The sequence below is a fragment of the Streptosporangium sp. G12 genome, from assembly GCF_052983175.1.
Window position 1 is genome coordinate 164,821 of sequence record NZ_JBRIQO010000015.1, and the last position, 24,870, is coordinate 189,690.

The 24,870-nt window shown below is 68.7% G+C and carries 20 protein-coding genes and 2 pseudogenes; 11 read left to right on the forward strand and 11 right to left on the reverse strand.

Translation table 11 applies throughout. The annotated features are described in order from the left end of the window. Nucleotides 1-53 precede the first annotated feature (53 nt). Nucleotides 54-1,376, reverse strand: a complete 1,323-nt coding sequence (locus ACVCAG_RS23495) for a phosphoribosyltransferase family protein (RefSeq protein WP_440085907.1) — start codon at nt 1,374-1,376, stop codon at nt 54-56. On the opposite strand from ACVCAG_RS23495, the gene ACVCAG_RS23500 reads away from it, so the two are divergent. From ACVCAG_RS23500 to ACVCAG_RS23510, 3 genes are all read left to right on the forward strand, one after another. Next, complete coding sequence (locus tag ACVCAG_RS23500; protein WP_447190279.1) at nt 1,359-1,739, forward strand: hypothetical protein; 381 nt, start codon at nt 1,359-1,361, stop codon at nt 1,737-1,739. The two genes, ACVCAG_RS23495 and ACVCAG_RS23500, sit on opposite strands and share 18 nt — an antisense overlap. Nucleotides 1,740-1,985: 246 nt before the next feature. After that, entirely contained in the window at nt 1,986-2,660 is a 675-nt protein-coding gene (locus tag ACVCAG_RS23505) for a pyridoxamine 5'-phosphate oxidase family protein (RefSeq protein WP_447190280.1), read from the forward strand. 224 nt (nt 2,661-2,884) lie between these two features. Next, the gene (locus ACVCAG_RS23510) at nt 2,885-3,607 is read left to right on the forward strand and encodes a CBS domain-containing protein (protein ID WP_447190281.1); all 723 of its coding nucleotides are present in this window, start codon (nt 2,885-2,887) and stop codon (nt 3,605-3,607) included. A gap of 200 nt (nt 3,608-3,807) precedes the next feature. On the opposite strand, the gene ACVCAG_RS23515 is transcribed toward ACVCAG_RS23510, so the two are convergent. Then, nucleotides 3,808-4,476 carry a CBS domain-containing protein gene (locus ACVCAG_RS23515; protein WP_440085902.1) on the reverse strand — a complete coding sequence of 223 codons (669 nt, stop codon included), beginning with the start codon at nt 4,474-4,476 and terminating at the stop codon, nt 3,808-3,810. A gap of 38 nt (nt 4,477-4,514) precedes the next feature. After that, nucleotides 4,515-5,417, reverse strand: coding sequence for a universal stress protein (locus tag ACVCAG_RS23520; protein WP_447190282.1), 903 nt, complete (start codon nt 5,415-5,417; stop codon nt 4,515-4,517). Nucleotides 5,418-5,756: 339 nt separating this feature from the next. Here ACVCAG_RS23520 and ACVCAG_RS23525 point away from each other — a divergent pair, with 339 nt between their 5' ends. Continuing rightward, on the forward strand, nt 5,757-6,626 hold the full coding sequence (locus tag ACVCAG_RS23525; RefSeq protein WP_447190283.1) for a universal stress protein: 870 nt from the start codon (nt 5,757-5,759) through the stop codon (nt 6,624-6,626). Nucleotides 6,627-7,297: 671 nt separating this feature from the next. On the opposite strand, the gene ACVCAG_RS23530 is transcribed toward ACVCAG_RS23525, so the two are convergent. The 8 genes and pseudogenes from ACVCAG_RS23530 to ACVCAG_RS23565 all read right to left on the reverse strand — a co-directional run bounded on the left by ACVCAG_RS23530 (nt 7,298) and on the right by ACVCAG_RS23565 (nt 18,871). Continuing rightward, nucleotides 7,298-10,195, reverse strand: coding sequence for a phospholipase D-like domain-containing protein (locus tag ACVCAG_RS23530; protein ID WP_447190284.1), 2,898 nt, complete (start codon nt 10,193-10,195; stop codon nt 7,298-7,300). Between the two features lie 65 nt (nt 10,196-10,260). Continuing rightward, on the reverse strand, nt 10,261-12,573 hold the full coding sequence (locus ACVCAG_RS23535; protein ID WP_447190285.1) for a hypothetical protein: 2,313 nt from the start codon (nt 12,571-12,573) through the stop codon (nt 10,261-10,263). A 148-nt stretch (nt 12,574-12,721) separates the two neighbouring features. After that, nucleotides 12,722-13,309, reverse strand: coding sequence for a transposase (locus ACVCAG_RS23540; protein WP_447190315.1), 588 nt, complete (start codon nt 13,307-13,309; stop codon nt 12,722-12,724). Continuing rightward, nucleotides 13,200-14,291: pseudogene (locus ACVCAG_RS23545) on the reverse strand (transposase); the annotation flags it as partial. The pseudogene ACVCAG_RS23545 and the gene ACVCAG_RS23540, both read right to left, overlap by 110 nt. Before the next feature lie 249 nt (nt 14,292-14,540). Continuing rightward, complete coding sequence (locus ACVCAG_RS23550; protein WP_447190286.1) at nt 14,541-15,773, reverse strand: serine hydrolase domain-containing protein; 1,233 nt, start codon at nt 15,771-15,773, stop codon at nt 14,541-14,543. Nucleotides 15,774-15,919: 146 nt separating this feature from the next. Then, nucleotides 15,920-17,458 carry a serine hydrolase domain-containing protein gene (locus tag ACVCAG_RS23555; protein ID WP_447190287.1) on the reverse strand — a complete coding sequence of 513 codons (1,539 nt, stop codon included), beginning with the start codon at nt 17,456-17,458 and terminating at the stop codon, nt 15,920-15,922. A gap of 76 nt (nt 17,459-17,534) precedes the next feature. Further along, nucleotides 17,535-17,729, reverse strand: coding sequence for a hypothetical protein (locus ACVCAG_RS23560; RefSeq protein WP_440085895.1), 195 nt, complete (start codon nt 17,727-17,729; stop codon nt 17,535-17,537). A 2-nt stretch (nt 17,730-17,731) separates the two neighbouring features. Continuing rightward, nucleotides 17,732-18,871 (reverse strand): FAD-dependent monooxygenase, encoded by a 1,140-nt coding sequence (locus ACVCAG_RS23565; protein WP_447190288.1) that lies wholly within the window; start codon nt 18,869-18,871, stop codon nt 17,732-17,734. 119 nt (nt 18,872-18,990) lie between these two features. Between ACVCAG_RS23565 and ACVCAG_RS23570 the strand changes: the two genes are divergently transcribed. The 7 genes and pseudogenes from ACVCAG_RS23570 to ACVCAG_RS23600 all read left to right on the forward strand — a co-directional run bounded on the left by ACVCAG_RS23570 (nt 18,991) and on the right by ACVCAG_RS23600 (nt 24,788). Next, the gene (locus ACVCAG_RS23570) at nt 18,991-19,884 is read left to right on the forward strand and encodes a LysR substrate-binding domain-containing protein (RefSeq protein ID WP_440085893.1); all 894 of its coding nucleotides are present in this window, start codon (nt 18,991-18,993) and stop codon (nt 19,882-19,884) included. Between the two features lie 944 nt (nt 19,885-20,828). Then, a complete protein-coding gene (locus ACVCAG_RS23575; RefSeq protein WP_440085892.1) occupies nt 20,829-21,407 on the forward strand; it encodes a helix-turn-helix domain-containing protein in 579 nt (192 codons plus the stop codon). A gap of 2 nt (nt 21,408-21,409) precedes the next feature. Further along, entirely contained in the window at nt 21,410-21,610 is a 201-nt protein-coding gene (locus ACVCAG_RS23580; protein WP_440085891.1) for a hypothetical protein, read from the forward strand. 130 nt (nt 21,611-21,740) lie between these two features. Then, nucleotides 21,741-21,965: a hypothetical protein gene (locus tag ACVCAG_RS23585; RefSeq protein ID WP_440086073.1), complete on the forward strand. Its 225-nt coding sequence runs from the start codon at nt 21,741-21,743 to the stop codon at nt 21,963-21,965. Nucleotides 21,966-21,978: 13 nt separating this feature from the next. Then, nucleotides 21,979-22,564 (forward strand): annotated as a pseudogene (locus ACVCAG_RS23590) (transposase family protein); the annotation flags it as partial. 396 nt (nt 22,565-22,960) lie between these two features. Then, a complete protein-coding gene (locus ACVCAG_RS23595; RefSeq protein WP_440085890.1) occupies nt 22,961-23,419 on the forward strand; it encodes a nuclear transport factor 2 family protein in 459 nt (152 codons plus the stop codon). A gap of 136 nt (nt 23,420-23,555) precedes the next feature. After that, nucleotides 23,556-24,788: an alpha/beta fold hydrolase gene (locus tag ACVCAG_RS23600; RefSeq protein ID WP_440085888.1), complete on the forward strand. Its 1,233-nt coding sequence runs from the start codon at nt 23,556-23,558 to the stop codon at nt 24,786-24,788. Nucleotides 24,789-24,870 lie beyond the last annotated feature (82 nt).

Consider the following 24,870-nt stretch of genomic DNA (forward strand, 5'->3'; position numbering starts at 1 on the left):
CGAGGCGCTGTGACCATCCCAGCGCGATGAGATCCACACGCTCCGCCGCCACGTCAGCTCAGCGGTGGCTCGAAGTGGCGGGCGAACCAGTCCCGGGTGAGAGCCGCGACGCGCTCAAGCGCTCCAGGCTCCTCGAACAGGTGTGTGGCGCCAGGGACGATCTGGAGCATGTTCTCGCAACGCAACCGCCTCTGTGCCGCCCTGTTGAGGCCGATCACCGCCTCGTCGCGGCCTCCCACGATCAGGAGGGTCGCCGCCCGCACCGCGGGAAGTCGCGGCCCGGCCAGATCGGGCCGCCCACCCCGGGAGACGAGGGCGGCGATCTCGACGCCCGGCTCCGCCGCCGCCCACAGCGCGGCCGCGGCTCCGGTGCTCGCCCCGAAATAACCGGCCGGAAGACCCGCCACCTCAGGATGACCATCCAGCCGGCCCGTTATCCGGACAAGCCTGCCGGCCAGCAACCCGATGTCGAACACGTTGCCCCGGTCGAACTCCTCCTCCGGAGTGAGCAGGTCGAACAACAGCGTCGCCAGACCCGCGCGGTTGAGCATCGAGGCCACACGCCGGTTGCGCGGGCTGTGCCGGCTGCTGCCGCTGCCGTGCACGAACACCACCACCCCCGCGGCGTTCCGCGGAACGACGAGCCGGCCGGGCAGCCGGACCCCTCCGGCATCCATCCAAACCTCCCCGGCGGGGCCGGGCGGATCGGATTCCCGCGCATTTCCCTCGCGCTCGCCCTCCGAGGCTGCGGCCCGGCTCAGCAGCTCGACCACCTGATCATCGGTGGCCTGGGAGAAATCGCGGTACCAGGCACCGATCGCGTAGAAGAACTCCGGCGCCCGCAGGCAGACCACCTCATCGGCGACCTCACGCAGGCTCTCGATCGTCTCCGGCGCTCCCACCGGAACCGCCAGCACCACTCGCGAGGCACCACGCGCGCGAGCCACCCGGCAGGCGGCGCGAGCCGTCCCGCCGGTGGCGATGCCGTCATCCACCACGATCACCGTACGGCCCGCCAGATCCACTGGGGCACGCTCACCACGCAGGCGGCGCCCGCGGCGCAGGAGTTCGGCCCGCTCCCGCTCCTCCACCACGGTCATCTCTTCCCGGGTGAGATTCGCGCGCCGCACGATGTCGCGATCGACCACGCGCACCCCGCCCTCCCCCAGGGCGCCGAACCCGACCTCCGGCTGGAACGGCACCCCGAGCTTGCGGACGACGATCACATCCAGCGGAGCACCAAGGGCCCTGGCCACCTCGAACGCCACCGGCACGCCACCTCTGGGCAGCCCCACGACGACCACGTTCCCAGCACCGGCGAACCCGCGCAGCCGCTCGGCCAGCCGCGTCCCCGCGTCATGGCGATCAACGAACATCTCGCCCACCTCGCAACCTGCGACAACGAGACCTCACTCACCACCATCGACGGGAAACCCACGCCGGCGATAGGGCTGAAGGTCCTGACTAGCGGCCCCGTGTGGTGGCGTCCAGGTCCAGATGCGTCGCCCGCGCGTTTCTCGGCCTCTCTCGGCCTCGCGGATCAGGCGGGCGACCTCTTCGTCGATGATCTGCTGTGCCCGTTCGGAGTACGGCTTGGGCTGGAGGTCCTCGTCCTCCTCACCAAGATACCGAGGGCCGGCGAGACAGTGGCCGGCCGGGCCAAGCGCACCCGGCAGTTCGCCGAGCTCAGGCGAACGCGCCCGTCGCGGGGACGAGCACCCGGCGGCCACGATGGATGAGCGGTGCGATGAGCCGGCCACGGTGCCCGCCCGGGTCAGGTGCCTGAACCGACAAGGGCACCCGGCCGCGATGAACAGGACTTTCGGCCCTGTTGCCTCCCGTTCCCCTGGCCATAGCGTTCCCAGTGAGAAGACGTCGCCGGAGGCCGCCCACCAGAGCCCGGCGCCGTGTCCGATGCGGCCCCGCCGCACGCCGCACGAAGTCGGCCTCCGCCGACGATGTCCGCCTTTTGAGGGGAGAATCCCATGGCTGAACGCCTCGCCGCCGCCGGCGACCTCGGCCGCCGGATCGCCAGCCGACGCGAAAGCCTCGGCCTGGACCGGGAAGAGCTGGCGAACCGGGCGGGAATCACCCCCTCCTACCTCGCCTACGTGGAGCAGAGGGCGGCCGCACCCGCCGTCGAGACCATAGAGCGCCTGGCCGCCGCTCTGGACACCAGCACCGCCGAACTCCTCGGAGCGACCATCGACCAGCCGCCCGGGCAGGGACGAGCCGCCCTTCATCCCGAGCTGGAGAGCCTGGACACGCAGGAGTGTCTGCGGCTCATCTCACCCGGCGGGGTCGGACGGCTGGCCTTCGACGACCTCGGTGGCCCGACGATCCTGCCGGTCAACTACGTCCTCCACGAGGGCTGCGTGATCTTCCGCACCGCCTTCGGCGGCCCGCTCGACGCCAACCTCAGCACCGGGGTGGAGGGGGTCGAGTTCAAAATCGCCTTCGAGGTCGATCGCATCGACGACGCCAACCGCGAGGGCTGGAGCGTGCTCATCCGCGGCGGCGTCCACCACGTCTCCACCGCCGAGGAGCAGACGGCCGTGACGGCCCTGAGCGTCCAGCCCTGGGCCGGCGGCGACCGCGAGCTCTACGTCAAGATCACCCCCGCCGAGATCACCGGCCGCCGCATCCGGCACGGCCGGTGAGCCACGCCGGGGCGGCCACTCGAATGACCACCCGCCTTCGGCCGCCCCCTTCCGATCCGGCCGAACCACGGCTGAAGGGAAGAAGTGCAACCGCTGATCGGTTCGACCGCACCTCTTAGAGCCGACAGTCCCCGCCCGGAGAGCACTTGGACCCTACAGAATGCCGTGAGCATGACCGATCCTGCCCCTATGGACCAATTTTCACCACGTGTCCGGAGGCAGAGATGCACCATGTCACCGTCAAGGACGTGATGACCTGTCAGGTGATCTCAACGGGTGAGAACACCTGTTTCAAGGACATCACCGAGATGCTTCTCACCCACGCGCTGAGCGCCCTGCCGGTGGTGGACGACGAGGGCCACGTGGCGGGTGTCGTCTCCGAAGCCGACCTGCTGCGCGGACGGCAGCTCTGGGAGCAGTTTCCCGGCGAGCACCACCCATCGCCCACCACACCACCACAAAAGCCGCGCGCGGGGAGGACCGGGGGCGAGGTGGCCCGAGACCTGATGAGCACCCCCGCGGTCACGATCTCAAAGGACGCCTCGGTGGTGGCCGCCGGCCGCCTGATGCACGAGAAAGCCGTCAAACGGCTCCCGGTGATCGACGAACACGGCCGCCTGGCGGGCATCATCAGCCGCTGCGACCTGCTGAAGATGTTCATCCGCTCCGACAGCGAGATCGAACACGAGGTCCGCGTGGAGGTCTTGACGCGATCGTTGTGGATGGACACCTCCCGTGTCCAGGTCACGGTCAAGGACGGCGTGGTGACCCTGAGCGGGCGGATGACCCTGCGCGCGGACACGCGGACCACACTGTGGATGACCCGGCAGATCAACGGAGTCGTCGACGTGATCGACGAACTCACCTGGGACCGGGACAACACCCCCCACCGGGAAACGAGGGGTGCCGAGCATACGAACGGAGAATCGCGTCAGCGGACCGGGTGAACACGACTCGCCGCTCCGCACCCCCAAGAACGACCCCACCAGCGGACGCCCCAGAGGAAAACAATCGAAAAACAGACGAGCCGCCACATCCTCGACGCGACCCGATCCACACAAGAACGAATACGTGGACGCACCCCACCCCCGCGGATCCACAGCCCGAAGAAGGCCGGCGACGCACGCGAAGGCAAAGGACGTCATGACTACGAAAGTGACGTCGATCCCCCTCGCACATCGTCCTCGTCATAGGTGGCATCGACGTCCAGATCGACGACCCCGTCCACTCGGCGCCCAGCCTCGACGATCTCAGCGACCTGCGAACGCCTGGCGAGCTCTCCCGCGACACGAACCACCCCCGCCTCAACCGTGATCGTCAGCGCTCTCGGATCCAGACTCAGACGCGCGACGGCCACCGCCACATCCGCCAGAACATCACAGGCCCGCCGGGAAAAGACCTTCAGCAGGTCGGCCTGGTGCACAGTGCCGACGATCTTCCCACTGGCGACGTCGACCACCGGTAGCTGCTTGACCCGGTTGGCGTGCATCAGACGGGCCGCCTCCCGCACTGCGGTCTGCCCGATGACCGTCAACGCAGGACTGGTCATGACGTCCCGCGCGGTCATCCCAGCGGCCTTCTCATGCTCCCGGCATCGCCGATGACCCGCCAGGACCGCCTCGCCACCCGAGACATCGACCTCCTTCAACAACAGGTCATCCTCCAACACCACCCCGATAGGACGTCCCTCACCGTCGACCACGGCGACCGCGCCCACCTTGAAACGACGCATGGTCTCCACCAGCTCCGAGAACGCCGCCTCCGCACGAACCGCGATGGCCACCGCACCCATGACATCCTTCACCTGAAGCGCCATGATTCACCTCCCTTCAGCCCCACCCCGGTCAGCCTCGATCAACCTTTGAAGACCCGCGCGTCACCGGAGGCATCGCTGTCCGACGACATGGGCTCGCCACGCAGCGGACTCTCCCAGCCGGCCGGAACGACCGCGACGGGACACAGACCGTGCTGAAGAACCGACCTGCAGGTCGAGCCAAGCCTGCCGTGCTCACGTGCTCCACCGACCACCACCAAGCTCGCCTCCCTGGACGCGTCCACCAACAGATCCTTCGCGGACGCGGCGGCGAAACACGCACGAACAGCCACACCGGGATAGGCGACCCGCCACGGCCCCAGACGCTCGAGCATGCCGTCCTCCACCGCGTTCATCGCGACCCGCACCTCGTGCGCCAACGGCTGCAAACGCCCGGCATGCACCGCCGTCAGCTTCAACCGCCTGATACGGGCCTCACGGAAAGCGAACTCGATCACCCCGTCAGAGGTGTCACCACTCATCCCCAGAACCACCGCACCGCGCTCCCTCGGCACGGGAATCGGACCGGGCCCACGCACCACGATCACCGGACAGCGCGCGTGCGCCGCCACATACCCGGCGACCGACCCCAAAACAGCCCTGGCCAAGGTCCCCATGCCACGAGAACCCACCACGATCAACAACGCACGCTCCGACAGCGCCACCAACCGCTCAGCAGCCGCCCCCTCATACAGATCCGTGGTGACATCAGCCAGGGTGCTGCACGCGCGAGCACAGTCGGCCCCGTGGTACAGCACATGCTCGGCGGCCTTACGCAGATGAAGTTTGGCCTCCTCACCGGCCTCCCCGTACGGCCACCGCCACGCGTGAGCCACCCTCAGCGGCAACCTCCCAAGCTCAGCCTCGTCCATCGCCCACTCCAGGGCCTGCATGGAGAAGTCAGAACCGTCATAACCAACGACGACCTCACGGATACCGGTCATCACTCTCACCTCCCTCTCCATGCTCGCCAGGACAGACCACGAAGAGCAGGGCGGAAAGTCCCAACAGCATGGGACCTTCCGCCCCCCTCATCACAGCACTGACCTGCGCAAACAGGGAACACACCATGATTTTCCGCCAACCGCCCCGTCCGGCCGGACAACGAAACGACACCCGACGACACCCTCGGGACCTTCGCCCCTACCCGGCAGACGACAGAGCTACGAAAGATGAGAGAAACCAGGGCCGCGGAAGACACGAGCAGATGACCTCATCCAGTCGCAAGTCCACCCACCGACCCCAGAACACCGGCCCCGGGCAACGAACCGAAGGTGATGACCATGACAGAACCCATCGTCGTCGGCGTCGACGGCTCGACATCCTCACTACAGGCCGTAACCTGGGCGGCACAGGAGGCCACACTGAGAAAGGCGCCCCTGCACGTCGTACACGCCGCCCTCCGCTGGGCCTACGACGTCCCCCTCGTCCCCCAGCCCGCCCACTGGGGACCCACCGAGGAAGCCGCCTGCAAGGAACTCCTTCACCAGGCCGTCGAACAGGCCCACTCCGACGCCCCCACCCTGAAGATCACCACCGAGATCCTCGACGGAAGCGCCGCCGAGGCGATCGCCGCCGCGGCCGAGACCGCACAGCTGATCGTCGTCGGCCGCCGAGGCCTGGGCGGATTCACCGGCCTCCTCCTGGGCTCGGTCAGCTACGACCTGGCCACCCGATCCCCATGCCCAGTAGTGATCGTCAATCGACTGCCCACCACCCAAGACACCGAAATCGCCGTCGGCGTCACCGGACGTACCGACCAGGACCCCCTCCTGGAATTCGCCTTCAACGAGGCAGCCCTACGCCGGCGCCCGCTACGAGCCGTGCACGCCTGGACCCACCCGACCACCAGAGCACCCGGCGACATGCAACCACTCGTCTACGACGTCGAAGACGTCGGCAACGAAGAGGCCCGGCTGCTGGCCGAGTCACTCGGCGGCCGGCGAGAGAGATTCCCCGACGTGACCCTCATCGAGCACGTCGTACATGAACATCCGGCCAAAGCGCTCATCGACGCCTCCGAGACCGCCGAACTGGTCATCGTGGGCACCCCCGCCCGGAAACTGTTCCTCACCTCGACCGTACGCGCCCTCCTCCACCACGCCCAGGCGCCCGTCGCCGTCCACCGCGCCCCGCACCCCCGCGGCAACTGAGTCTTCCGGCACGACACCGCCGTGACATCGACTGCCGTGCCGCAGGAAAGGCACGCCACGGCAATCGGCTGGCGATCGGGGTTTTCGCATTGCGCATGCCGGACAGCACAGGCCCGCTTCTGTTTTTGATGTCTGCCTTTAGTCCTTTTGTACTGTTTGTCTGTTTTTGATCAATCCGTCGCCTTTACGTTGTAGATTAATAATGTCCAATATTTCCCCGACATGCCCTGCGCCGTGGCTGACCGAGCCCAGCACGGCCGAGCCGAACCCGCCCAGCCCCTGTCCTGGCGCACGGCTACGCGGACCGGCCGGTCCGCGCGGATTCCCCGGCGCCCGGACGGCAGACCCCTCCCGCGGGCATGACGCCGGGCCGGCTCCTACGTGATCCGGTGAGCGCCGGCCCGTCGTGCCGAGGCCGGCGCCATCCCCCACTGGCGGGCTCGCCCGCTCTCCCCCTCCAGGAGCGGACCGGGGGTACCGGAGACGTGGAAGCTCCGTGAGCCGGCCAGGATGGGGTCCCGGTAGCAATCGCGGAGAATCCAACGGATATGGGTCTGACCTGCATGGATGGAGCGCGGCCCGTCGTCTCGTGGTCGTGTTTCCCAAGAAGTCTCCGCAGGTCAGCAGCAACATCGTTGGATTCACAGCCATTGCTACCGGGACCCTTAGAGTTAAAGCGACTGGAGCAGTTGGAGCAGTGCGGCATAGTCGAGCGCCGGGTCGTCGGGGTGACGGCCGTCCGGATCGACCCAGTGGGTGCGGACCACCTCGTGGGTAGCGTTCAGCGGGTCGTACTTCGGCGGCGCACCCGGTTCGTCCAGGTCGTCGCCGTAGTACTCCGGGTCGTACGGCTGGACATGATGCGGCCGGGGCCAGTCGGCTTCGGTCGCGCGCCGCAGCAGCTCGAACCCGGCGCGTGCGTCGAGGACCAAGTGGCGCTCGTTCAGTGCTAGCTGCAGGTGCTCACTCCAGAGCCGTACGCGCAGGTCGGTCGTGTACAGGCGTCGTCCGCGATGCATTGCGCCGTCGACCACGTCGCAGTTGATCTCGCTGTCGTAGGTCTGACTGCGGTGACCGATGTTGCTGGAGCCGATGCTCGCCCACAGGTCGTCGACCATCATTGTCTTGGCGTGCATGTAGGTGGACACGCCCGAGGCGTTGCGCAGGTGGAATACGAGCAACCGGTCGCGTTTCTCCTCGTCGGTCAGCCCATGGGTGAGGAAGGTGATGAAACGCCGTCGCAGCTCGTACAAGACCATGTTGGCAAAGTCCGGCGTCTCGATCAGCTTCTTCGGGATCAGGATGCTGACTCTGACCGGGTCAGGGCCGACCAGCTTGGCGCGTAGGACCGCAGCCAGCGTGTCGGGGTCCGACGGGGTGAAGGTGAGGGGGTTTGGGCTGGCGAGCAGAGCCACGTAGTCGTCCAGGTTCAACATCGCCAGGTACTGGTCCTCGATGTGGATATGCCGCCGGGCTCGGCGGACCGCATTCAGCCCGGCCGCGAGCGCGCCGCTCTCACCAACGCTCGGGGGGACGAACATCCAGATGGGCACTCCGGCTGGAAAGGTCCGGTTGATCTGCACAAAGTGGCCTGCGCCCGGGATGGGGTCGAGCGGCGTCGAGCGACCGGGGACAAGCGTGTGGCCGCCGGTCTGGGCCGCCGGGTGCGTGTTCCAGCGCTGACGGAAATTGGTCTCGACATCATCGACGGCTGGCCCGGTGATGTGACAGTGAACGTCGTGCCAGCCGAGGTAGGGGTGGTCCTCGGTCGCCGCTCGGCCGCCTTGGGCACGGGGGTCGTTGGGGCGGTGCTCGCCGGAGTCCCAGCGGTCGAGGGCCATGTCGATGCCCCCGAGGAAGGCAGCGCGACCGTCGATGTTCTCGACCACGACCGCCTTCTGGTGGTGGGCACTCAAGGTGCGCCCGACCGCGTCGAGGATCGCCTGGGGGCTGCCGGGCGTCGCCGGGTCGAGTACGTGCACTGCGGCGGTGTTGTCGCTATGGAAGTCCGGCTCGGGCTGGAGCTGCCGCCACAGCATGGCACGTACGTCCACGCCCGCGGCGGCGGCGGCGGCGAGCAACACACCCATGATGTGGCCGCGCGGGTTGTAGCCGGGCGTGCCAACCGGACTGCCGGGGACCGGTGAGACCCCGTTCTCGTTGAAGTCGATCTCGACGTAATCCTGCGGCAGGTCACGCATGAACTGGTGAGGGCTGAGCTTCCAGCCCGCGATCCACAGCTTGTGCCCAGCGCGGTCGGCCTCAGCCAGTAGAGGGCCCTCCGGCGGTAGGTCATTGTCGGGCCCGAGATCGGTGTAGTCCTCGTCGCGGAAGGTGCGGCGCATCGCCTTGTATAGCTCCCAGAATGTGTCGCGCGCGTCGAGCAGCGCAGTCACCCTGTTGCCCTGCGTGTAGCGGCGCAGCGGCTCGACCGGCGGTGTGGCCGCCGGGCACTCAGGGAACCACTCCGCCAGGTCGACCTCGGACAGGACCAGATAGTCGTCGGCGAGTAGGTGGCGAGCCAGGCGGAACTCGGAGCGCTCGGCGTTGGGCAGGGTGCCCAGAACGACGTGGTCGGCGGTCGCTCCGACGACCACGGTCAAGACCGCCAGCGGGTCGGCGCCCACCGCCAGGTCCGGGCCGACCCACAGCCCCCAAGCGCTGGTCGTCCTCCGCGTCGCAATATTCGGGTCGGTGCCCTCGCCCGCCAGGAAGAACTCCCGGCCCGCGCGCGGCCGCAGCCCGGCGTCGCGCCAGTCGACGATCTGCCTGGCCGGGGTGAGCCCTGGCAGGGGATGGCCACCGATCGAATCCCGCGACGGGATCAGGGTCTTGTCCACGATCACCGGGATCTCGGCTACCTGGGACAGCTCGCGCACGCGCCGCAGCCACCAGCCGGGGTCGAACAGCTGTCCGAGCCGGTCCACCATGCGCAGCGTGAGCCGCTTCCAGGAGGCGCCACTCCCTGCGGGCGGGGCGACTCCGGCGGGGGCGCCGGCTTTCGCCTGGCCGATCACCCGGCCGGCGCGGGCGAGGATCTGCAGCGAGCCAGCGAGGAACGCCTCCGCCATCGCGACGCGCTCGGCGTCGCTGGCGGGCGGCGTAGGTCGCGCCTCCGCGATCAGGGCGTCGACGTGCGGACGCAGGGTGACGGTGTCGACGTTTTCGTAGATGAAGTACTCTGGCGCCGGCCGTCCGCCCCTGCCGGCAGGCACGTCGGGCACGAGCACGCTGCCAAGCGTGACCATCTGCTCGAGGTTGTCGTGCAGGGTCGGCCACACTTTGAGGACGAGCGCGTCCGCGGCGACCTGGAGCGGCGCGTTGGTGCGGTCGGTGAGCCCTGGGACCTGCTGGCCGGATGGGACGAAGCGCAGCCACCCGTGCGTGCAGGCGAGCAGGGTGGCGACCGGCAGCATCACCGCGTCGCCGTCCGGGGGGTCGTAGCTCGTGGTCGCGTTGTCGTCCACCCACACGTCCAGCCCGTCGGTGCCCGTCGCCGGGTCGCCGAACGCCCTTCCGATCGCGAACACGGTCGTGCCCACCGCCGGTGTCGGGAATGGCAGCGTCAAGTTGAGGCTATGGACGTTGCCGGTGAACTCGGGTACGGCCGCTCCTCCCGTGGGTTGGGCGCCCGTCAGGGCGGCAAGATGATCGTCTGGACCGGCCCGGAGACCACGTGACCGACGCGGTCGCGGACGCGCACCAGGTACTCGTAAGTAGTCCCCGCCTCCGCCTCGACGTCGAGGAACGTGCTGGTGCCGCGCGGCAACCACGGGCCGAGTGGCTGCCAGAGCAGGTCGTCGGGGCGGCGGCGGAGCACCAGCGGCTCGAGGTCGTCCTCCACCGCCGACCAGGTTAGCTCGACCCCGCCTGTCCCCGGCGCGGCGGACGACCACGCTGGCGCCGCAGGTGGCTGGCGCTTCGGGAAGCGCGTCGGGAGCACCTCGGACGGCAGCGAACGGTTCCCGCGGACGTCTTCCGCGACGAGGCGGTACCACGCGCCGCAGCCACCCTCGACGGTCGTGTCCACGTAGCGGATCAGCCGGTCCGGAGAGGTGTCGCCGACCGGGAGCTGCTCGACCTCGATGGTCGGGGACGGGCTGGTGCCGCGGGTGACCCTGACCGCGACCAGGCCGCCCTCCCCCTCCCCCGTGGCACCAGCCAGCAGCGGCGTCATGCCGCGCGGGTCGCCAGCCGCCTCGAGGTCGCCGGCGCGGTACAGGCGGTAGCCGGCGAGGTCGGCCTCCGGGCTCGGCACCCAGTGGAGGGCGAGCCCATCGCTGGTCGGCTCCCAGCTGGCCCAGCGCGGCGGCGAGGGCGGGGTCGACGGCGGCACGGCCACGACCACCGCGACCTCGCCGGCCTTGGCGGCGGTAGGGTTGGGCGGCCACGGTGCGAGATTGCCCGCCCGGTCGATCGAGCGCAGCCGGTACACGAAGCGGTTGCGCAGGGTGCCGTCGAGCTGGTCGAGCCAGCTCGCCGGACCGTCGGACGCCGCCCACACCGGCTCCGGGTTGACGGGCGAGAATGCGTCGGCGTTGGCCTGCTGGCTGCCCAGCTCGCGCAGTTGCTGGCGCTGCTGGCCTGGCGGGAGCGCGCGGTGCGCGGCCATGCTTACATTCGCGGCCTGGAGTAGCTCGGCGTCGGACGCACGGTAGATCAGGTAGCCGACCCCACGCCGTGCGGTCCAGGTGAGCGTGTACCAGGAGTGGCCGTGCCAGTCGGCCGGGCTGGCGAAGATCTCCTCCGGAAGCGTCAGGGTGGGGATCTCGGGCGGGGAGCGGTGCACGGCGAAGATGCCGGCAGGTGCCGACACCCAGCTCTCGTTGGCGGGGTTGGCGTCGTCGGCGGCGCTGATGCCGAACGAGCCCTGCGCCCGCGGCCGTTCGGCGGTCGGGGCCAGCTCGAGCCCGCGCAGCTTCAGCTCGTAGTGCAGATGCGTGCCACCCGCGGCGGGGTCGGACTCGCTGCGGCGGCTGATCTCGATGACCCCGCTTCCGAGCCCGGCTGGCAGCAGGCCGCGAATGACCGCGTCGAGGCCGATGCGTAGCGGCGTCTGGGGACCCGGGCCGAGCACGAGGCCGCCCCAGTCGGCGGCCTCGCGGAATGAGCGCCATGCCGGGTGTGGGGGCAGCGGCGGTCGTCCCGTGCCGTAGCGCAGCGCGCAGTGCCCCGGCAGCGGCGGCGAGGCAGGCGGCCCTATGACCGTGAGCGACAGCCCGCTGGTCGCGAGCTGTATGGTCAAGACTGGGTACTCCTCGCCCTCGTTGCGCAGCACGCCGAGGTCCACCGGGGCCGGCGCCGTGGGGTAGTCCGGCCCGATCGCCGGCAGGTCGGTGTCGACGCGAAAGCGGTCGCCGCCGAGCGGGGTGACGGTGTGGACGGAGCCGGTGACCGCGTTGAGTGGACCGTGCCGGAAGTACAGGCGGAACTCGTCGGTGTCGGGCGCCTGCCGTTGGCGGCCGACCGGCCAGGTCCAGCGGACGAGGGTGGCGGTGCGCTGAGTCGCGCCGGGCGGGGTGTCCCGGTTGGCCCAGGCGAGCGCGGCGCTGCCGGTGCGCTCGGGGTCCTTGGGCTCGATATGGTCTGCGGCCAGGTTGAGAGGGGCGCTCGGGGGGACTAGGTCACGCACGTCGACTGCGGCTGGTGCCGAGGGCCCACTGGTCCGTCCGAACAGATCCCGGGCACGCACCCGATAGTGGAAGGTGCCGTACCCGGGTCGGCGGTCGACATACATGCCGAGTCGGAACGGTGCGAGCGGGGTGTGGGACTCGGTGAGCACCATCGGTGTCGGCTCAGGCTTCGCGCCCTTGTCGAACTCGCGCTGGCTGAGCAGCTCGTAGGGGCCGCCGGAGGGGCCGCCTGCGGCGGTGCGCTCGATCAGCCACGCCGCCGCGGCCAGCTCCGGCTGGGTCAGGTCGCAGGCGCTCGGACGTTTCCAGCGCACGCCGACGTCCATCTGGTGCGGGTCGACCGTGCCGTCAGGCTCGATGTGTGCGGCGCCCTCGAAGGCGGTCGCGGTGACCCCGATCGGCGCGGCCAGCGGCGGCCTAGAAGACCGATGAAGATCTTGGTTTGTCGGGCGATGCCGCCTTTCAGGGCATGGCCGTGATTCGCCAGGTGACGCTGTCGTGGTGGAGTCCGAGGCTGACGAGGATGCGTAGGTTGAGCGCGGCGGCGCGGGTGTGAAGCCAGGCGTTGTTCTTTGTGGCCCCGATATACCGGAGTCGCCGGTTGCCCCGATGGACGAGCCAGGCGACGGCGCGTTCGACGGGGGGTCGCCAGCGGCGGTAGGCGACCTGCCAGTCGGGGTCGGTGGTGGCTTGCCGGCGGGCGGCGGCCAGGTCGTCGTGATGGGGCCGGATGGTCAAGATCCGCCCGGATGTGGCCGTGGTGCACCTTGGACGAAGCGGGCAGCCGGTGCACTGGCCGGCGAAGAACGCTTTGCACTGCTGGTAGCGGCCCTTGGGCGCTGCCAGCGGGACCTGATGCCCGGCGGGGCAGATCACCGTGCCGGCGGTGGTGTCGATGACGAAGTCGTCGAGGCTGAACCCGCCAGGAACGGCCCTCTTCAACCGGTGGCGGTTTGACGAACAGCCGGTGACCGGCCTGCTGCAGAGCCTTGCGGGTTGCTCCGGCGGAGTAGGCGCTGTCGGCGAAGACATCCACCGAAACCTCCTCATCAGCCAGCAGGGGCAGGGCGAGGCTGGACTCGTGGTGAGCGGCCCCAGCACCGGGGGTCAGCGCCACGGCGGTGAACAACCCGGTTGAGGGCTCGACCGCCAGGTGGGCCTTGTATCCCTCTTGGTGGTGGCTGCGGGTCTTGTGGACGTGGCGGGACTGGGGATCGACGGTGGAGACCACCCGGTCGGCGGCGGTGCCGCGGGCGATGCGCCAGCGACCGTCGCGACCGTCGCCGTCGGGCTCGACGTCTTGCCCGGCGATCAGGGCCAGCAGCCCGACCGCGTGGGCGGCCTTGTCGTCCAGGTCGTGTGCGGGCAGGTGCTCCAGCAGATACAGCGCGTCTTTGACCAGGGCGTCGACGAGGTCGGCGCGGGCGTGTTCGTCGTTCCAGGCGATCGGCGGTTTACCTGTGGTGGTGTAGTCGGTGGCGGTGCAGGACGCGGCGAGCTGGACGGCGCCGGGAACGTGGCGGATCACCGTACGGACAACGGCGATCAGTTGGGTGATGGTGTCCTGGGTGGCGACCGCGTCGTCCAGCACGGCCGAGTCCAGCGCCCGGCGGTGGCGTCCGGTGAGCACCCCGGTGGCCTTGACCACCTCACGCACCGCGTCGAAGGTCCGCGCCGGGCGCGTGGTGCGGGCCAGCCGGCGGCGGAAATAGGCCAGGAGCGAGGGATCGAAGGCGGTATCGTGCAGCCCGAGCCCGCAGGCGGCCTTCCATCGCAGGTCACAGCGCAGTTCCTGGACGGTATCGAAGTCCGATAAGCCATGCAGGGCCTGTAACGTGATCGCGGCCGCCAGGACCTGCGGCGGCATGCTGGGACGACCGTTGGCCGAGGGGTACATGTCGGCGAACATCGACGCGGGAAACAGCCGGTCACGATGCTCGGCCAGGAACGCGAACACGCTCTGGGGCGGGATCAGCTCCCGGCAGGTCTGCCACACATCCGGCCCAATTGTCTCCCCGGCCCATTGCCCCATCACCACGAGATATGAGTCTGGCCCCGCCGATCACGCGGCGGGGCCAGAACCCAAGATCTTCATCGGCCTTCTAGTTGGTCGATGGGGCCGCCGAAGGCGTCCAGGGCGCCCCAGTTGCGAGTCCGGTGGGCGCGGCGGAGCAGGCCCCGGTGCGGGGGCGCAGGAAAGAAAGGTTGACAGCGCCCTGGCGCTGTTGATCGCCCAGTGTGGGGCCGTCAGGCCACGCACACTGTCGGTGCTCGGCCGCGTCTACTGAGGCGGCCCGCCTTGCCCGTCGCAGAAGACCTCCTCGACGAGCGTGTCCACCAGCTTCTGGAAATCCTTCGCTGGGCCCCTGGTGGCCTCGTCCACCCAGGTCACCGAGCCGGTCACGGTCGTCCTGCCGTCGGGGGAGCTGTACATCAGCGCGCCGTAGCCGTGCGGGGGGCTGCCTTTGTGCTGGTAGACGTTGCCGCAGCCCGGGCCCAGGTCCTGCACGAACACTCCGAGGCCATAGCCCATCTTCGAGTGCGGCGCGCGCATCTCGGCCAGCAGCCTGGCCGGCAGGAGCTTGCCGCCGTTCAGCGCGGAGAAGAACGTGTGCAGGTCCTGGGTGGTGGAGATCAGGTCACCGGCGCCGGCCAGCAGGGAGAGGTTCTGGCGCGAGATGTCGACCACCTGCTCCCGGCCGGCGGCGTCCTCATACCGGTAGTAGCCATGGGCGTGCGGCCCGGGCAGCCGCGTCCGGTCGCCCGGCACGGATGTGCCCTCCAGCCTGAGCGGGCGCAGGATACGCCGCTGCAGCTCCTCGGCGTATGAGCGGCCGGTGACCTTCTCGATCAGCAGCAGGGCCAGGGTGTAGTTGGTGTTGGTGTACTGCTGGTCGCTGCCCGGCTCGAACCGTAGCGGCTTGGCCAGCGCCAGCCGGATCAGCTCTTCGGGCCGGTAGGAGCGGAAGCGGTCGGGTAGCCAGGCGTCGCCGTTGGCGGAGATGCCCGGCACGAACGTCCCGGCGGGGTCGAAGTCGCCGGTGTAGTTGAACAGGCCGCTGGTGTGCTGCAGCAGCATCCGCGCCGTGATCCGCCGGTCCAGCCCGAACTTGGGCAGATAGTCGTCCACCGGCGTGTCCAGGGCGATCCTGTCCTCGGCCACCAGTTGCAGCACCAGGGTCGCGGTGAAGGGCTTGATGATGCTGCCCGTCCAGAACCTCCCGTTCGTGGGCGGCTTCGCGGTCGCACCTAGCTTGCGCACTCCGGCGCTGCCGGCCCACTCGCCCCGCTCGTCGTGCACGCGCAGCTGCACTCCGGTGAAACCGGCATCGACGAACGCCTGCATGGCCTTCTGCAGCTCCGGGCGGTCCTGCCCGGCCGCCGCCGGCACGGTCACGCTGCTGTCTGCGGTGGCCGACCCTAGGGTGGCCGTCCCGGCCAGCAGCGTGGCCGCCAGCGCTGTGACCGCCATGCGCCGCAGGGCTTTGGTCGCGGGTGCGGGTTGGGTTCTCATGGTTCCTCGTCTTCAATGTCGCGCTCAGGGCGAACCGTTCGCAGGGCAATGCGGGGGTGGGGAGGCAGGGTTCCGGTAGGCGGCCGCGTGGCCCGTCAGCTCGCCTACCGAGATGTCCCAGGCGTGTTTCTGGTGTTCAGGGCCGGCTATTGAGCCGGTCCGGCCTGCCCGCTGCCGAACACCTCGGCGACGAGGCGCTGGGTCGCCTGCTGGAAGGCCGCTCCCATGGACAGGGCGGCGTCGTCGACGTAGTTGAGCGTGGCGGTCAGGGTCTTGCTGCCGTCGGGGGTGCTGTACATGAGCGCGGCGTGGCCGGCCATGCCGCCGTTGTGGGTGATGACGGTGCCGCCGCCGGGCGCCTGCTGGATGAACACGCCCAGCCCGTAGCCGGCCTTGGCTTCGGGGGTGCACATCTCGGCCAGCAGCTCGGCCGGCAGCAGTTTGCCGCTGGTCAGGGCGGCGATGAAGGTGTGCAGGTCGCGGGTGGTGGAGATCATATCGCCGCCGCTGGAGATCCAGGATGGGTTGTGCCGGGTGGTGTCGACAGTCTTCTGCTCGCCGTCTTCTTCGTAGCGGTAGTAGGCGTGGGCGTGCGGGGCGGGGATGTCGGTCTCGGTGGTTGGCTGGATGGTGCCGGTCAGGCCGAGGGGGCCGAGAATGAGCCGGTGCATGTCCTCGGCCACTGGGCGGCCGGTGACCTTCTCGATCAGCAGCCGGGCCAACACGTAGTTGGTGTTGGAGTAGCTCCAGTCGGTGCCCGGCTCGAAGCGGGCCGGCTTGGACAGCGCTAGGCGGGCCAGCTCTTCCGGCCGGTAGGTGTGGAAGCGGTGGTCCACCCACTCCTGGCCCGCCATGGTGGCCGGGATGCCGGGTGCGAACGTGCCGTCCTCGTAGTACTCGCCGGTGAAGTTGAACACCCCGCTGGTGTGCTGCAGCAGCATCCGCACCGTGATCCGCCGGTCCAGCCCGAACTCCGGCAGGTAGTCATCCACCGGCGTGTCCAGACCGATCCTGCCCTCGGCCACCAGCTGCAGCACCACCGTGGCGATGAAGGTCTTGGTGTTGCTGCCGATCCGCACGTGCCCGTCCACCGGCACCGCCTCGGTGCCGCCGAGCTCGGCCGTTCCGGCGCTGCCCGTCCACTCACCACACTCATCGTGCACCCGCAGCGACACTCCGACGAAACCGGCATCGACCATCTCCTGGAGGACCTTGTCCAGCTCCGGGCGGTCCTGGCCGGCCTCCGGCACGGCCGGGACGCTGTCCGCGGCAACCGTGCCGGGTGAGACGGAGGCGGCGTCGAGGGCCGCGGTGATCTTGCGGGCCATCTCCGTCATGGCGGGGCCGGCCTCACCCCGGGTGGACGCTTCGACGGCGACCAGGACGGTGCGGCGGAAGTCGGCGGCCTCGTCCGGGTCCCGCTGCTGGAGCAGGCTGACGGACTGCGTCAGGGCGGGCAGCACCTGGTCGGCGAGTTCGGCCACGGTCTTGCCGTACTTCACGCCCTTGGGGGCCTTGGCGAGCACGTGCCCGACCAGGCCGGTCGCGGAGGTCAGGGCGATGGAGCCCTCGGTGGCGGCCTTGTGCGCCGAGCCGGCGGCACCGGCGGCGGACATCAGTGACACGGCGCCCCACGCGGCGGTCCGCAAGGTGAGCTGGTCCTGTTCGGGGAGGGTGATGGACATGGCTATGTGCTCCTTCACATTCGTTACGAAAAATCACGTGAACGGGCGGACGCTGGAGTGTGGGTATCTGAGCGGCTCAGGCCGAGTCGCCCGAGAAAATCGCCTCCACCATCGAGGCCGTCCTCGCCGAATCGTTCATGGCATCCACGATCGCCGGCCGCTCTGACGCCAGGCCGTCGCCGTCCTGACGCGGCCGCTGACACGACACCGCCTGGTGGCGGTGAGCGTGAAGGCCGGTGGAGATCGAGCCTTCATGGTTTGCATCGGACACGGTCACGTTGCTGCGAAGCTGGGCGCGTAGTCCTTCAGCCTGACGATCTGCCCGCAGGCCACCCCAGGCGCGTCGGCGTCGGCCATGCCAAGCCCTTCCTGGATGGGCGTGCCCATGAAGAACCGGTCGGCCCCTTCTCGCCCCGTCTGCTGATGCTCGGCGACGAAGCCGCGCATCTCCCGCTCGTAGGCGGCGAACGCCGACGTGTGCTCGCCGCTGGCCACGGCCAGCTCGCCGGCCAGGATGTAGGCGCCGATCAGCGCCTGGGAGGCGCCACGGCCCGAGGTCGGCGCCGCGCAGTAGCCGGCGTCCCCGAGCAGCACCACCCGGCCCGAGGACCAGCGGTCCATCTCCACCTGGTCGTTGGCGTCGAAGAAGAAGCCCTCCGCCCTGCTCATCTCCTCCAGCAGGCGCGCGACCTGCCCGCCTTCGCCGGCGAACCGCTCGGCCACGATGCGCTTGTGCTGTTCGGTGTCGTCGCGGTCGTAGGCCAGCGGCCCGCAGGCGAAGTGCAGCGCAGCGTACGCCCCGGTGTTGTCGCGGACGCTGAAGATGTCGGCCGCCTTGCCCGGCATGCTGTGGAGCTGGCCGGTGTCGGGCAGGCAGAGGTGGTTGGGCAGACTGAAGGTCGCCGTGTAGATGCCCAGGTGCCGTACGAACCGCTGGTGCGGCCCGAAGACCAGCGAGCGGGTGCAGGAGTGCAGCCCGTCAGCACCGACCGCCAGGGCGAAGCGGCGCGGCCGGCCGCGTTCGAAGGTGACCCGCACACCGCTGGCGCCCTGCTCCAGGGCGGTGATCGAGTCGCCGAAGACGTACTCCGCCTCCTGGCGGGTGACCTCGTAGAGCAGGGCGATCAGGTCGCCCCTGAGGATCTGCAGGTCGGCCGCGAGGACCACCGCGGGCAGGGTGCCGTCATCGTCCGCCCTCGCCGCTTGGCCGATGTGCGGGTTCAGCGCGTGAACCCGCTCCAGCAGGGTCATACGGTCCAGCACGTCCAGCGCCTCGCCGCGCAAGTCCACCGGGCCTCCGCCTGTCCGCAGCTGCGGGGCCCGCTCGACCACGGTGGGGGTGAAACCGTGGTGGCGCAGCCAGTACGCCAGAGCGGGCCCGGCGATGCCGGCGCCGGAAATGAGGACGTCCATCAACATGCTCCATCGAACGAACGGTTCGTGCGATTCGAGGATCAAGTACGGTGAACACCCGGAACAACGACGAACCTCGAAAGATCACGTTCAGTGGGAGTGAACGGAGCAGGTCAGGCGTGGAACTGCGCGACATCGAGATCTTCCTGCCCCTGGCCGAGGAGCTGCACTTCGGTCGCACCGCCGCCCGGCTGTACCTGTCACCCGCCCGCGTCACCCAGGCCATCCAGAAGCAGGAACGGCAGATCGGCGCCCCGCTGTTCGAGCGCACCAACCGCACGGTACGGCTGACGCCGGTCGGCCGGCAGCTCCGCGACGACCTGCGGCCTCTCTACGCCGGGCTGAAGGACAGCATGGAGCGCGCCCAGCTCGCCGGCCAGGGCATCACCGCCACCCTGCGCGTCGGCATGCTCCCCGCCAACGCCTACGACCTGCGCCCCTACTGGGACGTCTTTCGCCTACGGCACCCGCAGTGGAAACTGCGCGTCCAGAGCACCCAGTTCAGCGACGCCTTCGCCACGCTGCGCCGCGGGGACATCGACGTCCTGATCGCCTGGCTGCCCATCGACGAGCCCGACCTCACCGTGGGACCGGTCCTGTTCGCCGAACCCCGGGTGCTGGCCGTCTCCACCGGCCACGAGCTCACCCGCCGCACGTCGGTCTCCCTGGAGATCGCCGCCGACTTCCAGCACCCGCAGTCCGACACCCGGCCCGGCTACTGGTACGACGCCTATATTCCACGCGAGACCCGCCGCGGCCGCACGATCGAGCGCGGCCCCGTGGTGCAAACCACCGAAGAGGCCATCACCTTCGCCAGCATGGCCGAGATCGTCGTGCTCTTCCCCGCCCACATGACCCGCTACTGGGTACGGCCGGACATCGCCTACCTGCCGGTCACCGACATGGGGCCGCTGCCGTACGCGATGGTGTGGCGCAACGAGACGGACAACGAGCTCATCCGCGCCCTGACCGAGGTCGTCCGCGACCTCGGCCCCCTTACGCCCCAGAGCTGATCGCCGAACCCACGGTGAACCCGGAAACGCCTCGCCGGAGCGGACGTCATCAGACTCAGCGTCGCCTTGAAGAGCTGCAGCCCATTGCAGCAGATCGACGGCAGGGATGCCCGGCGGGGCGGCGTCGTCCGAGCGAACGTGATCGCGGGGTACCCCACCGGTGGCGTAGCTGACTACGGGCCGCTCGCACATGTCACTCGCATTGCGGGCGGACCACCCGGGGAGGGCTCCGCCCCATGTCCGGACTGTCGGCGCTGACATCGCTGGCATGGACCGCGAAGATGTACGCGATAACAGCCTATTATCGCGTACATAAGCGATCACGGCCGCCCGCCGATCAGGCGATCCGTCTCCGGGGACGGTGCGCGACTCGGGCACGTTATCCGGTACATCACGCCGAGCCTCATGCCCGTCCGGCGGCGGGCATGAGCGCCGCCGGGCGGAAGATCGCGCCGCGCCTACGGACGGGCCGGCCGGGAGAACCCTGAGATGACGGTGGTGGATCTGCGTCATCGGTACGTGCCGATCGACCGGAAGCAGGACGACGAGGCTCTGGGGCGCCGATACCGGCACCGGTGGGTCGTGTCGGGGCACTGGAGGAATCAGGCACACGGACCGGACCAGTCACTGCGCCGGCAGACTTGGGCCCCCTCGTACGTGAAAGGTCCGGACGGGGCACTGCTGTTGGTGACCGAGAAGGTCAACGTGTGGCGGCGATAGCCGTCCCCGGCTGGGTGAAGTGCTCGCCAGAAACGACAAGCCGTGTCTGCCTGCGGTCGATCAGCAGGCCGGGTGAGCATGGACCTATGACCTCACCCGAGCTTCCCGGCCCGCCCACTGACGATCCCGTGCCCGACTGGGTGCACTAGTGCTCCGTTCCTTTTTGAGCGACAAGATTAGACGTACGATCAGGGCCCAGCGGGTCGTTGATGGGCGGTGAGGCAGTGCCGAAGCTCCTGTTCGCGCGGGCGCCGAAGGACATGGTGGAGGAACGGAAGGTCCGCAAGCTGGCCGGTGCACGACATGCCCCGGCCGACTGGATCCGCAGAGCGCAGATCATCTCTTTGAGCTGGGAGCGGCTGCGGGTGCCGCAGATCGCCCGCAGCATCGGTTGCAGTGAGAAGACGGTGCGCTACCGACTGGCACGTTTCAACGCCGAAGGTCTCGATGGGCTGGGAGATCGGTCTGGTGTCGGCCGTAAACGGCGGATCAGCGAAGCCGAGCGCTCACAGATCATCGCGCTGGCCCGCAGCCGGCCTCCGGGCCGGCCGCTGCGCGATCAGGCAACCGGTGAGCTGGCCGCGGACCAGGAGGACGGACCGGGCAACTGGACACTGGACACGCTGACCGAAGCCGCCCAAGGGCTGGGCATCAAAGTGGCGCGCTCGCAGGTGCGGCGAATTTTGTTGGCCGATGGGGTGCGCTGGCGCCGCACCCGCTCCTGGGCCACCAGCCACGACCCGGACTTCGCCCCAAAAGAACCCGCATCGTTGCCCTCTACACCGGCCCGCCACCGGGAGTGACCGTGGTGGCCGCCGACGAACTCGGCCTCATCCTTTCCCGCACTTTCGAGGCCGCGCCCGGCTGGAGCGCCGACGGCCGGAGAATCAAAGCCGCTGTGGAATACAGCCGGGGACCGGAGAAGATCTGGGTCTACGGCGGCCTTCGCATCGCTGACGGCCAAGCGGTCACCATGTGCGCCGCCTCGCGCAACAGCGCCGGCTGACAGCGCTTTCTGACGCTGCTGGAGCAGGCCAACCCGACCGGAACGATCGCGGTGATCACCGACAACCTCCTCCAGCCATAACAGCGTCTCCACCCGAGAATGACTCATTGACCATCCGCGCATCCAGCAGGTGTTCATCCCCAAGGGCGCCTGCTGGCTCAACCTGCAAGAAGCCTGGTGGCGCATCTTCCGCCGTCAGGCCCTGGCTGGGCAGACCTTCGCCGACCCCGGCGAGATCACCTACGCCACCACCGTTGCAACCGCCCAGTTCAACACCCGCGCTCGCCCCTGGATCTGGGGCCGTCCGGCTCCTGAACCTCGCCGCCGTTGGCGTCGGTTTATCTACCTGCTTTGAGGAACGAAGCATTAGTACGGCCTGGCGCTACATCCGCGAAAGCGTCGATCTCCTGGCCGCTTTGGCCGATGACGTGCACGCCGCCGTCGAGTGTGCAGCCCGATTGGCCTACGCCATCGTGGACGGCACGCTCATTCCCATCGACCGCGTCGCCGATGAGCGGCCGCATTACAGCGGGAAACATAAGCACGCGGGATGAACGTGCAGATACTGGCCGATCCCATGGGCCGGCTGGTGTGAGCCTCGCCTGCTCTGCCGGGCACCGTCCACGATGTGACCACGGACCGGACGGTGGGCCTGATCGACGCCTTGGTCGGCGCCGGTGTGAAGACTTTGGCCAAAATAAGGGCTATCAGGGGGCGGGCGGCACGATACGGACGCCGTTCAAGCGGCATCGCCATCGCCCCTGGCTGTCTCGAGCGCAGAGGGACGTCAACCGCTCCCACGCCCGCATCCGGGCCATCGGTGAGCGTGCTGTCGCGATGTTGAAAGCCTGGAAGGTACTGACCAAGCTGCGCTGCTGTCCACATCGCGCGACCGCGCTCGTGCAGGCGATCCTCGTGCTGCAACTCGTCGAAGAGCGCCGTTACTCAGGATGAAAAGGGCTCAATGACTCACCCTGGTCCTTCCCATGCCCGGCCCGGCGAGGATGGTCGATGTCGGCTTGAGTGAACGACGTCACAATTTTTTGGACTTGCTAGTCCACTCTGTGATGCCGCATGATAAATGGACCGTGAAGTCCAGAACCGAAGTTCGCAAGCCTTTCCGGTGATGCCCACATCACCGAGCAGGTTTGATCGCCAATCCTCACCGGGACGCGTGTCGACTTGGAGGCGGACTGACGGTGCAGGAGATCTGCGTAGGCCCGTTGCCGTGTGGCGGGAGCGCGTACGTCGTCTGTGAGACAGAGAGCAGCCCGCTTGACGGGGCCCGGGTGGCCGAAGCGAGCACCGGCGGGATGTCCGTCCACATCACTGGTATAGGGGTGATCGATTATGGATGCCATTGAGCGTCTGAGCATTACTGAAGATCTTCGTCGCCTGATGGCTCGCTACGTCCGCTACGCGGATCATCAACGCTGGCAGGACCTGGCGAATCTGTTCACGCCAGACGGCACGTTCACCCCGCACAAGCCGGACGGATCGGTTTGGTTGCACATGGAGGGCCGGGAAGGGATCGCCGCCACGGTCGGCGCCAGCGGCGGCCCCGGCGTCACCTTGGTCCACCACCTGTTCTCCGACGAGATCGACGTCGACTCGGCGACCGCCGCCCACGGCGTATGGGCAATGGAGGACATCATCACCCGTCCCAAGGACGCCGACGTGTCCGAGGACATCCCTTTCAGGGGCATGCACGGCTTCGGCCACTACCACGCACACTTCGTCAAGACGAACGGTTCATGGTACATCGCCGAGCTCAAGCAGACCCGGGTCCGCCTGGACTTCACCAACTGACGCTACCTGCAGCCTCCTCACCTCGCCCGGCGGCCGGTCACACCCGACCACGGTGCGATCAGAACATCGGCAGGCGGCGGCGCCCGCCTGCCAGACAGCAACTTCTCTTCCACCACTACGCGAAAGCAGCCTTGCCGTGAGCAACAACAAGCCCAGCGCGCTGGAACCGTACAAGATCGATGTCCCCCAGGAGGCTCTGGACGACCTCAAGGACCGTCTGAAGAAGACCCGCTTCTTCGACGACCTGGACAATGAGGAGGAGTACTACGGGATCAGCACCGCCTACCTCAAGCCGCTCGTGGAGTACTGGGCGGACGGCTTCGACTGGCGTGCGCAGGAGAAGCGGCTGAACACCTACGACCAGTACAAGGTCGAGATCGACGGTACGCCCGTGCACTTCTACTACGTGCGCGGCAAGGGCCCGAACCCGATCCCGCTCGCCATTCATTCCGGCTGGCCGTGGTCCAGCGGGTTCAGCCTCCCACTCATCGGCCCGCTGACGGACCCCGCCGCCTACGGCGGTGACCCGGCCGACTCCTTCGACGTCATCATCCCCGACCTGCCCGGATTCGCCTGGTCCACCCCCGTCGGCAGGGGCGACCTGAACTACTGGAAGATCGCCGACATCATTCACAAGCTCATGACCGAGGTACTGGGCTACGAGAAGTACGCCGCGGCGGGCTCCGACTACGGCGCCCTTGTCACCAGCGCGCTCGGCCACAAGTACGCCGACAGCATCATCGGCCTGCACTACGGTCACGACATGCCTCCGGGCCAGTTCACGAACGAGCGGTTCTGGGACCTGACCGACGGCGCCAAGATTCCCGAGGACGCCACGCCGGAGCTGCGGGCGGGCCTGGAAAACCTCGTCAGCACCTACGTCTCCCACGTCGCGGTCCACATGCTCGACGCATCGACCCTCACCCACGGTCTGAACGACTCCCCCATCGGCATGCTCGCCTGGCTCCTGCGGCGGTGGAAGAAGTGGAGCGATAAGAGGGGTGACTTCGACAAGAACTTCCCCCGCGACTTCATCCTCACCGAGGCCACCACCTTCTGGGTGAACCAAGCCATCGGCTCCTCCATCCGCATGTACCGCAACGCGGCGCGCTACCCGTGGGTGCCCTCCCACAGCCGCCAGCCCGTCGTCGAGCCGCCGGCCGGCTTCACCTTCCTCCTCGGCGACGCCTACCCGCCCGGCGTCAACACCGTCGAAGGGCGTATCGCCGCCTTTGAGAACGGCCCCACGCGCAGCTCCTTCAACGTGATCAACGTCAACGCCCACATGAAGGGCGGCCACTTCGTCCACTACGAGAACCCCGAAGCCTTCACCAACGACGTCCGGGAGACCTTCCGAAAGCTGCGCTGACCATGTAGCCGGTGGGCCTCCTGCTCCGATCCCGGAGCAGGAGGCCCACTGCCATCCACCGGCGGCTCTCCTCCCGACGCCG